Annotated in this window: 9 protein-coding genes; 4 read left to right on the top strand and 5 right to left on the bottom strand. The window is 70.7% G+C overall.

Annotation, left to right across the window (positions count from 1 at the left end):
* Nucleotides 1–377, top strand: a 377-nt coding sequence (locus ACWED2_RS47660) for a hypothetical protein (protein ID WP_449697113.1), incomplete at its 5' end; no start/stop codon positions are given.
* On the opposite strand, the gene ACWED2_RS47655 is transcribed toward ACWED2_RS47660, so the two are convergent.
* From ACWED2_RS47655 to ACWED2_RS47635, 5 genes are read right to left on the bottom strand one after another with little or no spacing between them, the layout of a single operon-like run.
* Nucleotides 367–1992, bottom strand: coding sequence for a CocE/NonD family hydrolase (locus ACWED2_RS47655; protein WP_449697112.1), 1626 nt, complete (start codon nt 1990–1992; stop codon nt 367–369). The genes ACWED2_RS47660 and ACWED2_RS47655 overlap by 11 nt on opposite strands.
* Before the next feature lie 50 nt (nt 1993–2042).
* Nucleotides 2043–3434, bottom strand: a complete 1392-nt coding sequence (aspA, locus tag ACWED2_RS47650) for an aspartate ammonia-lyase (RefSeq protein ID WP_449697111.1) — start codon at nt 3432–3434, stop codon at nt 2043–2045.
* Nucleotides 3431–4348: an asparaginase gene (locus ACWED2_RS47645; RefSeq protein WP_449697110.1), complete on the bottom strand. Its 918-nt coding sequence runs from the start codon at nt 4346–4348 to the stop codon at nt 3431–3433. Before ACWED2_RS47645 ends, aspA begins: the two co-directional genes overlap by 4 nt.
* Nucleotides 4345–5775, bottom strand: a complete 1431-nt coding sequence (locus ACWED2_RS47640; RefSeq protein WP_449697109.1) for an amino acid permease — start codon at nt 5773–5775, stop codon at nt 4345–4347. Before ACWED2_RS47640 ends, ACWED2_RS47645 begins: the two co-directional genes overlap by 4 nt.
* A complete protein-coding gene (locus ACWED2_RS47635) occupies nt 5772–6419 on the bottom strand; it encodes a FadR/GntR family transcriptional regulator (RefSeq protein WP_449697114.1) in 648 nt (215 codons plus the stop codon). Before ACWED2_RS47635 ends, ACWED2_RS47640 begins: the two co-directional genes overlap by 4 nt.
* A gap of 355 nt (nt 6420–6774) precedes the next feature.
* Here ACWED2_RS47635 and dnaE point away from each other — a divergent pair, with 355 nt between their 5' ends.
* The 3 genes from dnaE to ACWED2_RS47620 all read left to right on the top strand — a co-directional run bounded on the left by dnaE (nt 6775) and on the right by ACWED2_RS47620 (nt 13504).
* On the top strand, nt 6775–10362 hold the full coding sequence (dnaE, locus tag ACWED2_RS47630) for a DNA polymerase III subunit alpha (protein WP_449697108.1): 3588 nt from the start codon (nt 6775–6777) through the stop codon (nt 10360–10362).
* Nucleotides 10363–10423: 61 nt separating this feature from the next.
* The gene (locus tag ACWED2_RS47625) at nt 10424–11893 is read left to right on the top strand and encodes an MFS transporter (protein WP_449697107.1); all 1470 of its coding nucleotides are present in this window, start codon (nt 10424–10426) and stop codon (nt 11891–11893) included.
* A gap of 429 nt (nt 11894–12322) precedes the next feature.
* The gene (locus ACWED2_RS47620; RefSeq protein WP_449697106.1) at nt 12323–13504 is read left to right on the top strand and encodes a low temperature requirement protein A; all 1182 of its coding nucleotides are present in this window, start codon (nt 12323–12325) and stop codon (nt 13502–13504) included.
* Nucleotides 13505–13866 lie beyond the last annotated feature (362 nt).

The following is a 13866-nucleotide window of genomic DNA, read 5'->3' as shown; positions in this document are numbered from 1 at the left end:
TGGAGCTGGCCTACGGGGTCTTCACGGCCGACCGCGCCGCCCTGGTCGCCCAGGACCGGCTCGGCGGCGCGCACCCCGGCCGCGCGCCGGCCCGGCTCACCCACCCGCCGATGGCCCTGCGCCGGCGGCTGCTGCGCGCGGGCCCGCGCGCCACCGCCTTCGCCGCGATCGCGTGCTACCCCGTGGGCTGGCTGGTCCAGCTGGGCTGGCTGCTGCTCGCCGCCCACGCCGCCTGGCTGCAGATCGGCGAGTCCGGCACCCTCCGCGCGATCGGGCTCTGGGCGGCCGCGGGCCGGCCGGTCTGGACGGCCGCCGCGCTGTTCCTCGCCGTCTGGCCGCTGGTGCGCCGGCGGTGGGTGCGCGTCGTCAGCCGCTGAACACCGGCAGCGTGATCCGGGACGGCCGGGCCGCGTCGTGGAACACCTCGAAGCGGTTCGGCTTCCCGGCCACCGCGGAGGTCACCGGCTCGTCCGTTCCGTGGTTCCGCGCGAACCGCGGGAACGCCCCGCCGGCCACCTGGACCCGCAGCCGGTGGCCACGGCGGAAGCGGTAGGCCGTCGGGTCGAGCGTCACCTCCGCCGTCACCACGCCGTCGGCGTCCGCGGCCGGGAAGCCGGGCCGCAGCCGCAGGATCCCGTCGGTCACGTTGCGGGAGACGCCGCCGGCGTCGACGTCGCAGAGCCGGACGTAGACGTCCGCGTGGCCCAGCTCGGTGCGGACGTGCACGGTCGCGGTCACCTCGCCGATGACGTCGACGTCCGACGGCAGCGGTTCGCCGGTGAACACCAGCACGTCCGGCCGGGCCTCGACCTCCTGGTTGTCGCGCTGCTTCCACGCGCCGGTGAGCAGCGGGCCGCCGACCGCCGGCGTCGGGTCGGCCGGGTCGTAGGTGAACGTCGTCGGCAACGCCGGGGCACCGGGCGCCTCGCCGAGCCCGCCGATCGGCCGCAGGTGCGCGCCGGTCGCCTTCGACGGCGGCGGCCAGGACTCGAAGTCCAGCCACGTCCCGGCACCCTGGAGGAACAGCCGGACCGGGGACCGCTGCAGGTACGTCCGGTCGCCGAGCAGGTGCGCGCGCAGGAAGCCGAGCTGGTCGCGGATCATCGGGCCCATGCTCGCGGGCTCGCCGTGCGCCCACGGCCCGATCGTGATCCGCGGCGCCTTGCCGGCGTCGGCGAGGAGCCGGAAGTCGCGCAGCTGCGAGCCGATGAACAGGTCGTACCAGCCGGTCACCATCGACACCGGGACGTCGAGCCGGTCCACTTCGGCGCTGTGGTCGGAAAACGCCCAGTAGTCGTCTTCGGGGACGAAGTGCCCGGTGACGTCCTGGAGGAACTGCACCGGCTTGCCGATCGCGGCGACGTCGGCGCCGCTGATCGGCAGGTGGGCCATCGCGCGGCGGGTCTTCCGCGCCTGCAGCGGGTTCGGCAGCGTCGCGAAGCGCTCTTCCTGGCGGCCGATCATCGCCGACCACGAGACCATGTTGTCCGCCGCGAGCACGCCGCCCGGGTAGAACGTCGAGACGAACTCCGACGCCGTCACCCCGAGGCACATCGCGGCGAGCGGCGGGTCGAGGTACGGCCCGATCGCCCACTGCGTGTGCCCGAGGTAGCTGGCGCCGGCCATGCCGAGGGTGCCGTCGCACCACGGCTGCGCACGCAGCCACTCGGCGGTGGCGAGCCCGTCCTCGCGTTCGAGGTGGAAGGGCCGGAACTCGCCGCCGGAGCCGAACGAGCCGCGGGTGCTCTGGATGACCGTCTGCAGCCCGTGCCGCGCGAACGTCTCGCCGAAGAGCTTCGACAGCATGCCCTTGCGCCCGTACGGGGTGCGGATCAGCACGACCGGCGCCGGCGTCGTGCCGGCCGGGGCGTACCGGTCGGCCAGCAGCGTGACGCCGTCGGGCATCGGCACGGCGAGGTCGCGCGTCACGACCGGCTTGGGGCCTTCGGCGCGGGGGAGCCCGAGCAACTTGTCGACAAGTCGGTCCAGCACGGGCGCCCGCCTTCCGAAGTGGAGTCGATCCTTCCGGATCCGACCGTACCTCAGTTCGCCCGCGCGAGCGTTTCCGGTCGCAGCAGCTTCGCCAGCTCCTCGGCCGGGATCAGGCCCTTCTCGACGACCAGCTCGGCGACCCCGCGCCCGGTCGCGAGAGCCTCCTTGGCGATCTCCGTCGCGGCCGCGTAGCCGATGCTCGGGTTCAGCGCCGTCACCAGGCCGATCGAGTTCTCGACGTAGGCACGCATCACGTCGACGTTCGCGGTGATCCCTTCGACGCACTTGGAAGCGAGGGTCCGGCAGGCCGCGCCCAGGTGCGTGATGCTCTCCGACAGCGAGTGCAGGATGATCGGCTCGAACGCGTTGAGCTGCAGCTGGCCGGCCTCCGCCGCCATCGTCACGGTGACGTCGTTGCCGATCACCTCGAACGCGACCTGGTTGACCACCTCGGGGATCACCGGGTTGATCTTGCCGGGCATGATCGACGACCCGGCCTGCACCGGCGGCAGGTTGATCTCGTTCAGCCCGGCGCGCGGGCCCGAGGACAGCAGCCGCAGGTCGTTGCAGCTCTTGGACAGCTTGACCGCGATCCGCTTGAGGACACCCGAAAGGTGCACGAACGCGCCGCAGTCCTGGGTGGCCTCGACCAGGTCGGCGGCGGTGACGACCGGCAGCCCGGTGATCTCGCGCAGATGCCGGCAGGCGGCTTCGGCGTAGCCCGGCGCGGCGTTGAGGCCGGTGCCGATCGCGGTCGCGCCGAGGTTGATCTCGTGCAGCAGCGCGACGGCCTCGTTCAGCCGCTGCCGGTCCTCGCCGAGCATCACCGCGTAGGTGCCGAACTCCTGGCCGAGCGTCATCGGCACGGCGTCCTGCAGCTGCGTGCGGCCCATCTTGAGGACGTCGTGGAACTCGACGGCCTTGGCCGCGAACGCCTTCTCGAGCACGATCATCGCTTCCGACAGCCCGCGCACGGCGAGGATCGTCGCGACGTTGACCGCGGTCGGGTAGGCGTCGTTCGTCGACTGCCCGAGGTTGACGTGCTCGTTGGGGTGCACGACGTGGTAGTCGCCCTTGGCGTGCCCGAGCAGTTCGAGGGCCCGGTTCGCGATGACCTCGTTGGCGTTCATGTTGGTCGACGTCCCGGCGCCGCCCTGGATGACGTCGACGACGAACTCGCCGTGCAACGCGCCTTCGCGGATCTCCCGGCAGGCCCCCGCGATCGCCTCGGCGATCTTGGGGGCGAGCAGGCCCAGCTCGGCGTTGGCGCGGGCCGCGGCCTCCTTGACCGCGGCGAGCGCCTCGATCAGGTGCGGGTACGCGGCGAGCGTCGTGCCGGTGATGGGGAAGTTCTCCCGGGCGCGGGCGGTGTGCACGCCCCAGTACGCCCCGGCCGGGACGTCCTTGTCGCCGAGCAGGTCGTGTTCGCGGCGGGTGGTCATACAGTGCTCCCCACAGACAGGTTTCCGGCGAAACGCAGGTTTTCCGGGCCGGGCGGGACGGCCACCCCGCACAGCTTCAGCAGCGCGGCCAGCACCGGGTACCGTGCCCGGTCCCCGCCGTCGGCGATCTTGAAGGCGATCGCCGTGCCGTCCGGCAGCGCGGCGACCTGCACGGCCTCGAAACCGTCCTTGGCGATCAGCCCGGGCACCGCGCGCATGACGGCGGTGACGTCCCGGCGGCTGCCGCCGACCAGCTCCGGGTGCTGCCGGATCCCGGCGGCCACCAGGCCTTCCGGCGTGTCCGGCGCGGCGAGCGCGATCTTCGACACGGCCGTCGCGAGCCCGCGCAGCGTCGTCGCGAACAGGGGCGCGCCGCAGCCGTCGACGGCGACCCGGGCGACGGGCCGCCCGGTCAGGTCCTCGAAGGCGGCGGCGATCGCGCGCTGCAGCGGGTGGGCCGGGTCGAGGTAACCCTCGGGGGACCAGCCGTTCACCGCGCAGGTCGCGAGCATGGCCGCGTGCTTGCCGGAGCAGTTGTGCGCGAGCCGGCTCGGCGCCCGGCCCCCGGCGAGCCAGCGGTCGCGCTCGAGCGGGTCGAACGGGAAGTCCGCGGGGTTGCCCAGCAGGTCGGGGGAGCGGCCGTCGAGGACGTCGAGGGCGGCGTCGAGGTGCCTCGGCTCCCCCGAGTGGCTGGCCGCGGCGATGGCGAACCCGGTGGGGGAGAGGCGCAGGCCGAGCCGCGCCATCGCGGTGGCCTGCAGCGGCTTCGCCGTCGACCGCGGGTACATCGGGGTGTCGACGTCGCCGGCGGCGAACCGCGTCGAGCCGTCCGGGGCGAGCACCAGGGCCGAGCCGTGGTGGACGCCCTCGACCAGCCCGTCGCGGATCAGCTCGACGAGGGGTTCGTGGCTCACATGCCTTCCTCGTCGAACGCGCGCATGTCGATCCGCTTGCGGACGCCGAACCAGCCTGCGACCAGGGCGGCGGCGATGGCGGGCAGCGCCAGCAGGGTGATCCGGCCGGTCTCGTCGAAGCCCATCAGGACGACGACGGCGGCGAGGAACACCAGCGTCGCGATCTCGGTGTACGGCGAGAACGGCAGCCGGAAGGACGGCCGCTCGACGCCGTCGCGCTTGGCCCGCCGCACGAACAGCAGGTGGCAGAGCACGATGATGGCCCAGGTGGCGAGGATGCCGATCGCGGCGAAGTTCAGCACGATGTCGAAGGCCTCCTTCGGCACCAGGTAGTTGAGCCCCACGCCGGCCACGCAGACGGCCGCGGTGAGCAGGATCCCGCCGTAGGGCACGTGGTTGCGGTTCATCACGCCGGTGAACTTCGGCGCCGAGCCCGCCATCGCCATCGACCGCAGGATCCGGCCGGTCGAGTACAGGCCCGAGTTCAGGCTGGACAGCGCCGCGGTGAGCACGACCAGGTTCATCACGCTGTCCGCCGCGGGCACGCCCAGGTGCGAGAGCACGGTGACGAACGGGCTCTGGTCCTTCGTGTAGGAGCTCCACGGCAGCAGCATCGCCAGCAGCACGACCGAGCCGACGTAGAAGACGAGGATGCGCCACATGATGGAGTTGATCGCCTTCGGCATGATCTTCTCCGGGTTCTCGGTCTCGCCCGCGGCCACGCCGACCAGCTCGACCGAGGCGTAGGCGAACACCACGCCCTGCACGATCAGCACCATCGGCAGCAGCCCGGACGGGAAGATCCCGCCGTGGCCGGCGATCAGCTGCGGGCCGCCCGCGACGCCGTCGATCGGCGTCTGCGTCACCAGCAGGAAGATGCCGATCACCATGAACAGCACCAGCGCGGCGACCTTGACGATGGCGAACCAGAACTCCATCTCGCCGAACAGCTTCACCGACACCATGTTCAGCGTCAGCACGACGGCGAGGGCGATCAGCGCGAGCACCCACTGCGGGATCGGCGAGAAGAACGACCAGAAGTGCGCGTACAGCGCGATCGCCGTGATGTCGGCGATGCCGGTGGTCGACCAGTTGAGGAAGTGCATCCAGCCGGCGACGTACGCGCCCTTCTCGCCCATGAACTCGCGGGCGTAGGAGACGAAGGCGCCGCTGGAGGGCCGGTACAGGATCAGCTCGCCGAGCGCGCGGACGACGAAGAAGGCGAAGAGCCCGCAGACGCCGTAGACGATCGCCAGCGCCGGCCCGGCCTGGGCGAGCCGCCCGCCCGCGCCGAGGAAGAGGCCGGTGCCGATCGCCCCGCCGATCGCGATCATGTTGACGTGCCGGGACTTGAGGGCCTTGTGGTAGCCGGCGTCGCCCGCGTCCGCGGTGGTGCCGGTCGTGGCCGGGAGGGTCTGTTCGGTCACTGGTCCCCGTTCACGATGCTGGTCAGAGTGGCTTCGACGTGCGTCAGGTGCGCCGTCATGGCGGCGACGGCTTGCTCTTCGGAACCGCTTTCGATCGCGGTGACGATGTCCCGGTGCTCGATGTTCGACTGGCGGCGCCGGTCGCCGAGCTGGTTCAGGAAGGCGGACTGGCGGGCGAGCGCGTCCCGGATCTCCTCGATCACCTTCCCGAACACCGGGTTGCCCGAGGACTGGGCGATGGTGATGTGGAAGAGCGAGTCCAGGGCGACCCAGGCGGTGTTGTCGGTCTCGGCGTCCATCCGGTCGAGCAGGTGGGCGAGCAGGTCGAGGTCGTCCTGGCTGCGGCGGACGGCCGCGTACCCGGCGACGGGGATCTCGACGTGCCGGCGCACTTCGATGAGGTCCCGGGCGGAGTAGGGCCCGAAGGTGGGGTTGTCGGCCGGGCCGGTCGCGGTGACGAAGGTGCCCTTGCCGGTCTTCGACTCGGTCATGCCGAGCGCCTGGAGGCCGCGGAGGGCTTCCCGGACCACCGACCGGCTGACCTCGAACTCCCTGCTCAGGGCGGCTTCGGAGGGGAGCTTCCCGCCGACGGGGTACGCGCCGCGCTCGATCGAGCCGCGCAGGTGGGCCAGCACGGCTTCCATGGCGCTCACCCGGCGAGGAGCACCCTGTCCACCTTGTCCGGCTGTCTGGCTGTCAGACAGGTTCATGGCCGAAATGCTCGGTCCCGGTGCCCCCGGTGTCAACGCGAGGCGGTCCGGCTGTGGCTCAGCTCACGGCTCGCGCCGCGGGGGGTCCGGCGGGTCGCGGACGCCGGTTCCGTCACTCGCGGGGACGGTCCGGGCGCGGCGCGTGTCGTGATCGTTTCCGCCCGAAGGAGCCGCGCGTCGGTGCGCTCCCGCGGCCCCGCCGAGGCGCACAATCGAGCCCGGCGAGTGCGGGATAGGGTGGGAGACCCGCCGCGCGCCGGTCCGGTCCACCTAGGGGAGGTTTTCGCTGGTGTCGAACGATTCCTTCGTCCACCTGCACGTCCACACCGAGTACTCGATGCTCGACGGTGCGGCGAAGATCGCCCCCCTCTTCGCGGAGGCGGCGCGTCTCGGGATGCCCGCCGTCGGCATGACCGACCACGGCAACATGTACGGCGGCGACGAGTTCTACCAGCAGGCCAAGAAGGCCGGCATCAAGCCGATCATCGGCATCGAGGCCTACATCGCGCCGGAGAGCCGGTTCCACAAGAAGCCCGTCTTCTGGGGCCAGGCCAACCAGCGCGGTTCCGACGAGTTCGGTGAGGGCGGCGACGTCTCCGGTGGCGGTGCGTACACGCACATGACCATGCTCGCGTCGAACGCGACCGGCCTGCGGAACCTCTTCAAGCTGTCCTCGCTGGCCAGCATGCAGGGCTACTACCGCAAGCCGCGGATGGACCGCGAGCTGATCTCCGAAAACCACTCGGGGATCATCGCGACCACCGGCTGCCCGTCGGGCGAGGTGCAGACCCGGCTGCGGCTGGGCCAGCGCCAAGAGGCCATCCAGGCCGCGTCCGACTACAAGGACATCTTCGGGGCCGACAACTTCTTCCTCGAGCTGATGGACCACGGCCTGCCGATCGAGCGGTCGGTCCGCGAGGGCCTCCTGGAGGTCGGCCGCCTGCTCGACCTCAAGCCGATCGCCACCAACGACTCGCACTACGTCACCAAGGACCAGGCGGACACGCACTCGGCGCTGCTGTGCGTCCAGGCGGGCAAGACCCTCAACGACCCGACCCGGTTCAAGTTCGACGGCGACGGCTACTACCTCAAGTCCGCCGCCGAGATGCGCGAGTACTGGGACAAGGAGGTTCCCGGCGCGGCCGACACGACGCTGATGATCGCCGAGCGCGTCGAGTCCTACGAAGAGGTCTACTCCCACAAGGACCGGCTGCCGTTCTTCGAGGTGCCGGAGGGCTACGACCAGGGCGGCTGGCTGCGCGAAGAGGTCAAGCGCGGTCTCAAGTGGCGCTTCCCGGACGGCGTGCCGGACCCGTACTACGACGAGCGCATCGAGATCGAGCTCGACGTCATCATCGGCAAGGGCTTCCCGGCCTACTTCCTGATCGTCGCCGACCTCATCAGCTACGCCCGCAAGGTGGGCATCCGGGTCGGCCCCGGCCGTGGTTCGGCCGCCGGTTCGCTGGTCGCGTACGTGCTCGGTATCACCAACCTGGACCCGATCCCGCAGAAGCTGCTGTTCGAGCGGTTCCTGAACCCCGAGCGCGTCTCGATGCCCGACATCGACATCGACTTCGACGACCGCCGTCGCGGCGAGATGATCCGGTACGCGACCGAGAAGTACGGCGCGGACAAGGTCGCCCAGGTCATCACCTTCGGCACCATTAAGACCAAGGCCGCGATCAAGGACAGCGCCCGGGTGCATTTCGGCCAGCCCGGGTACGCGATCGCGGACAAGATCTCCAAGGCGCTGCCGCCGCCGATCATGGCGAAGGACATCCCGCTCTCGGGCATCGTCGACTCGAAGCACGAGCGCTACGGCGAGGCCGCCGAGGTCCGCGCGCTCGTCGAGACCGACGAAGAGTGCAAGACGATCTTCGAGACCGCCCGCGGCCTCGAGGGCCTGATCCGCAACGCCGGCGTCCACGCCTGCGCGGTCATCATGTCCTGCGACCCGCTGACCGACGCGATCCCGCTCTGGCAGCGTGACGACGGCTCGATCATCACCGGCTGGGACTACCCGTCGTGCGAGGCCATCGGCCTGCTGAAGATGGACTTCCTCGGCCTGCGCAACCTCACCGTCATCGGTGACGCGATCGACAACATCAAGACCAACCGCGGGGTCGACGTCGACCTCGACACCCTGGGCGTCGACGACCCCGAGACGTACAAGCTGCTCGCCCGCGGCGACACGCTCGGCGTGTTCCAGCTGGACGGCGGTCCCATGCGCGACCTGCTGCGGCGCATGGAGCCCACGGTGTTCGACGACATCGTCGCGGTCGGCGCGCTGTACCGCCCCGGCCCGATGGGCATGAACGCGCACAACGACTACGCCGACCGCAAGAACAACCGGCAGAAGGTCAAGCCGATCCACCCGGAGCTCGACGAGCCGCTGCGGGAGATCCTGGCCGACACCTACGGCCTGATCGTGTACCAAGAGCAGATCATGCACATCGGCCAGAAGGTGGCCGGGTACACGATGGGGCGCGCGGACGTGCTCCGCCGCGCGATGGGCAAGAAGAAGAAGGAAGTCCTCGACAAGGAGTACGAGGGCTTCGAAGAGGGCATGCGCAACAGCGACCTGGTGCCCGGCGGGTTCTCCAAAGAGGCGATCAAGGCGCTCTGGGACACGATCCTCCCGTTCGCCGGGTACGCGTTCAACAAGAGCCACGCGGCCGCGTACGGCCTGATCTCGTACTGGACCGCCTACCTCAAGGCGAACTTCCGGGCCGAGTACATGGCCGCCCTGCTCACCTCGGTGGGTGACAACAAGGACAAGTCGGCGGTCTACCTGTCCGAGTGCCGCCGGCTCGGCATCAAGGTGCTGCCGCCGGACGTCAACGAATCGGCCCTGCGCTTCGCGGCGGTCGGGGACGACATCCGCTTCGGGCTGGGTGCCGTCCGCAACGTCGGCGCGAACGTCGTCGAGTCGATCATCAAGACCCGCCAGGAGAAGGGCAAGTACGCCTCCTTCACCGACTTCCTCGACAAGTCCGAGCTCGTGGCCTGCAACAAGCGGGTCATCGAGTCGCTGATCAAGGCGGGCGGGTTCGACTCGCTCGGCCACACGCGGCTGTCGATGATCCAGGTCCACGAGGATGCGGTCGAAGCCGTCGTCCCGCTCAAGCGCCAGGAGGCGATGGGCCAGTTCGACCTGTTCGGCTTCGGCGGCGACGAGGGGGAGGCGGCGCCGTCGTCGTCGCCGCTCGCGCACCTGAAGTTCGGCGAGGAGGAGTACCCGCGCAAGCAGCTGCTCGCCTACGAGCGCGAGATGCTCGGCCTGTACGTCTCGGCCCACCCGCTGGACGGCGCCGAGCGGATCCTGCGCAAGCACGCCCCGAAACCGATCGCGAGCATCCTCAACGACCCGCCGAAGGAAGGCGAGATCGTCATCTCCGGGCTGATCACGTCGCTGGAGCGGCGGGTCAACAAGAAGGGCGAGCCGTGGGCGATCTGCACGGTCGAAGACATGGACGCCTCCCTCGAGGTGCTGTTCTTCCCGAAGTCGTACGCGCTCTTCGCGGGTGAGCTGATCGAAGACAACGCGGTCCTGGTCAAGGGCCGGGTGAACTGGCGCGAAGACAAGATGTCGGTCTTCGGCGGCGGCCTGGCGACGCTCGACCTGTCCGAGGTCGGCACCGGCAGCGGCGACGACGAGCCACCGCTGGTGCTCTTGGCGGCGGCGGAGAAGATCGACCAGTCCGTGGTCAGCGAGCTGCGGTCGACGCTGCTGGCGCACAAGGGGGAGACCCCGGTGCACCTCAAGCTGGTGGGCAAGAACCAGACGGTCTTCGCGCTGTACGACTACCCGGTCAAGGTCAGCTCGATGCTGATCGGCGAGCTGAAGGGCATCCGGGGCATCACCGCTTCGACGTGACGCGTCCGGGATCCGTGCGCTGGGCGCGCGCGGATCCCGCCTTTCGTGTTTGCTGGAGGGGATGACCTACGAACCCGATCCCCGCCGGTGGAAAGCACTTGCCGTCTCGCTGACGGCCGGGTTCATGGGCCTGCTCGACGTCAGCATCGTCAACGTCGCCCTCCCCTCGATGCAAGCCGGGCTGCACGCGAGCAGCGGCGGGATCCGCTGGGTCGTCTCCGGCTACGCCCTGGCGTTCGGCCTCGTCCTGGTCACCGGCGGCCGGCTCGGGGACGCGTTCGGCCGCCGGAACATGTTCCTCGGCGCCCTCGCCGCCTTCGTCCTCACCAGCGCACTGGCCGGCGCGGCCCCGAACGAGACGACGCTGGTGATCGCGCGGCTCGCCCAGGGGGTCGCGGCGGGCATGCTCACCCCGCAGAACACCGGCCTGATCCAGGACCTCTTCCGCGGCGCCGAGCGCGGCCGCGCGTTCGGGATGTTCGGCGCGGTCGTCGGGATCTCGACGGCCGTCGGCCCGATCCTGGGTGGGTTCATCATCGCCGTCTTCGGGGCGCAGGACGGCTGGCGCTGGGTGTTCTACGTCAACGTCCCGATCGGCGTGCTCGCGTTCGCCCTAGCGCTGCGGCTGCTGCCGCGCAGCGAGAAGAAGCAGCTCAAGATCTCCACGGAGATCGACTTCGTCGGGATCGCGCTGCTCGCGGTCGCCGTCCTCGGCGTGCTGTTCCCGGTGATCGACTCCGACCAGGGCGGGCTCCGGCAGTTCTGGTGGCTGTTCCCCGTCGCGCTCGTGTTCGGCGTCGCGTTCGTGCGCTGGGAGCACTCGGTGGTCCGGCGCGGCCGGTCGCCGCTGCTCGACACGCGCCTGTTCACCGGCACCCCCGGTTACGCCTCCGGCGCGGCGGTCGGGGCGCTCTACTTCTGCGGGTTCGCCGGGATCTGGCTGGTCTTCGCGATGTACTTCCAGCAGGGCCTCGGCTACTCGCCACTGCAGTCGGGCCTGTCGGTGACGCCGTTCGCGCTCGGCTCGGCGGTGTCGGCCGCCGTCGCCGGCCGGCTGGTGCCGCGCTTCGGCCGCCGCCTCACCGTCACCGGCCTCGCCATGGTCGCCACCGGGCTGCTGGCCGTCGCGCTGCTCGCGGAACTGGTTCCGCCGTCGGCGTCCGGCTGGGCCTTCGCGCTGCCGCTGGTCTTTGCGGGCGTGGGCGGCGGGATGGTGATCTCGCCGAACACGACGTTGACGCTGGAGTGCGTGCCGGTCCGGATGGCCGGGGTCGCCGGTGGCGCGCTGCAGACCGGGCAGCGGATCGGCACGGCGATCGGCACCGCCGTGCTCGCCTCGGTCTTCGGCCTGGTCCTCGGCCACGGCTATCCGGTGGCCCTCACCGTCGCGCTCGGCTGCGCGGCCGTCCTGACGTGCGGAGCGCTCGCCCTGGCGGTCGCCGAGCTGCGGGCGCGCCGCCGCCGGGCCGCCGAGGACGAACGCGAGGCGCGGCAGGCCGAGGCGTCCGCGGCCGACGTCCACCGCGCTTGAGACACTACTTTCCGCAGATTCGCGATGCTCCATCCGGGTGACGAGCGCGGAAAGACACTGGTGCTACGGAGAGCAACCGGGTAGATCTTATGGAGCCTTCACTGCGCGGCTTCGGCTACCGACAGTGGCAATCAGTCGGCCACCCGGGGATGGGGTGACCGGCTTGAGCGATCGAGGCGTCCGGAGTTCGAGGGAATGGACACACTCGGTCACCTTCCGTCCAGTGGGTGTCGGCGTCCGCGGGGGACCGTCCGGCACTCGCGGAAGGGCTGCCCATCGGTGCCCGCCGGCGCGTGACGGTGGCGGGCGGGCCCGGGCGAGGGGGAACCGGGCCCCGCCCGTCTTCTTCACCCGTGTCGCGCTGACTCCTTCCGCGCCGGTCGTGCTGGGATGATCGCGTCCGTCCGAGGCCGACGCGGGGGAGTCCCGATGACCGAGCAGCCGTCCCGGATCCGGGTCTGGTACCGGCCGATGCGGTCCCGCGACCGCGCGGAGCACCACCGCGTCGCGACGCCGCTGGAACTGCTGTTCGACCTGTGTTTCGTGGTCGCCGTCGGCCAGGCCGCGGCCGCCCTGCACCACGCGCTCGCCGAAGGGCACGCCGCGCACGGCGTCACGTCGTTCGCGATGGTCTTCTTCGCGATCTGGTGGGGCTGGCTGAACTTCAGCTGGTTCGCCTCGGCGTTCGACACCGACGACGTCCCGTACCGGCTGGCCACGCTCGTGCAGATCGCCGGCGGGCTGACGGTCGCGGCGGGCGTGTCCAGCGCGTTCGAGGGCGACTTCCGGGTGATCGTGGTGGGGTACGTCCTGATGCGGCTGTCCCTGGTCGGGCAGTGGTTGCGGGCCGCGCGCTCGGCACCGGAGGCCCGGCCCGCGGCCGTGCGGTTCGCCGCCGGGATCGCGTTCTGCCAGGTGCTCTGGATCGCCCGGCTGTTCCTGCCGGCGTCGACGGCGGCCGTGACGTTCGTGGCCGTCGTGCTCTGCGAGCTCGCGGTGCCGGTGGTCGCCGAGCGCAGCGCGCGGACGACGTGGCACCCGCACCACATCGCCGAGCGGTACGGCCTGTTCACGCTGATCGTCCTCGGCGAGGTGATCCTCAGCGCGACGAACGCGATCAAGGAGGGCACCGCGGAGCCGGGGCACACCGGAACGCTGATCTCGCTGGCCGCGGCCGGCCTGGTGCTCGTGTTCTCGATGTGGTGGCTGTACTTCGACCGCCCCGGGCACGCGCGGCTCGTCCGCCGCCAGACCATGTTCACGGCGATGAGCTGGGGCTACGGCCACTACTTCATCTTCGCCTCGGCGGCGGCCGTCGGGGCCGGCCTCGAGGTGGCGGTCGGCTACGACACGGGGACGCTGCACCTCGGCGGGGTGGCGGCGGCGCTGCCGACCACGGTGCCGGTCGCGGTCTTCCTGCTGAGCGTGTGGCTGCTGCACATCGGCCCGACGAACGAGTGCCGCCCGATCGCCATCGGCTTCCCGGTGACGGCGGCGCTCGTCCTGGCGGCGTCCTTCGCGCCGGCGCCCGTCCACGTGGCTGCCGGGCTCGCGGCCGCGTTGGTCGTCCTGACGGTCGTGGCGACCCACGGCTCGCCGCGGCCGGCCTGAGCGGGCACCCCGGCCGTCTTGGCCGTGCCCGGCCGTATCGGTGCAGGTCAGGGGCCTGGCGCGAAAAAAGGTACCCCCCTGTTTCGGGCCTCCGGAGGGGGTGTAAAGTTCTCCAAGTCGCCAGGGAAACCGAGCGGCCGCCGGGAACACGAACCAAGCTCCCACGATCGTGGTAGAGTGGGTGGTCCCGAACCAGGGTGGTATCCCTGGAACAAAGCTTGAAACAAAAGCCGAAGACCAAGGCGCCTTCGCGGCGCGGCGGTCCGAAGTGTGTTGCTTGAGAACTCAACAGTGTGCTAGTGAACTAAGCCAGTAGAGCTTATGTATTGAACCTCGTATGAGGTTCCTTTGAGAGCAAGTAT

It is taken from the genome of Amycolatopsis sp. NPDC005003 (assembly GCF_053600695.1).
The sequence above is the reverse complement of the archived record's forward strand: the minus strand, read 5'-3'. Positions and strand labels throughout refer to the sequence as shown.

Coding starts and splice junctions, on each gene's coding strand:
- ACWED2_RS47625 (WP_449697107.1), top strand. CDS start 10,424: ATGACCTACGAACCCGATCCCCGCCGGTGGAAAGCACTTGCCGTCTCG.
- ACWED2_RS47635 (WP_449697114.1), bottom strand. CDS start 6,419: ATGGAAGCCGTGCTGGCCCACCTGCGCGGCTCGATCGAGCGCGGCGCG.
- ACWED2_RS47620 (WP_449697106.1), top strand. CDS start 12,323: ATGACCGAGCAGCCGTCCCGGATCCGGGTCTGGTACCGGCCGATGCGG.
- aspA (WP_449697111.1), bottom strand. CDS start 3,434: ATGACCACCCGCCGCGAACACGACCTGCTCGGCGACAAGGACGTCCCG.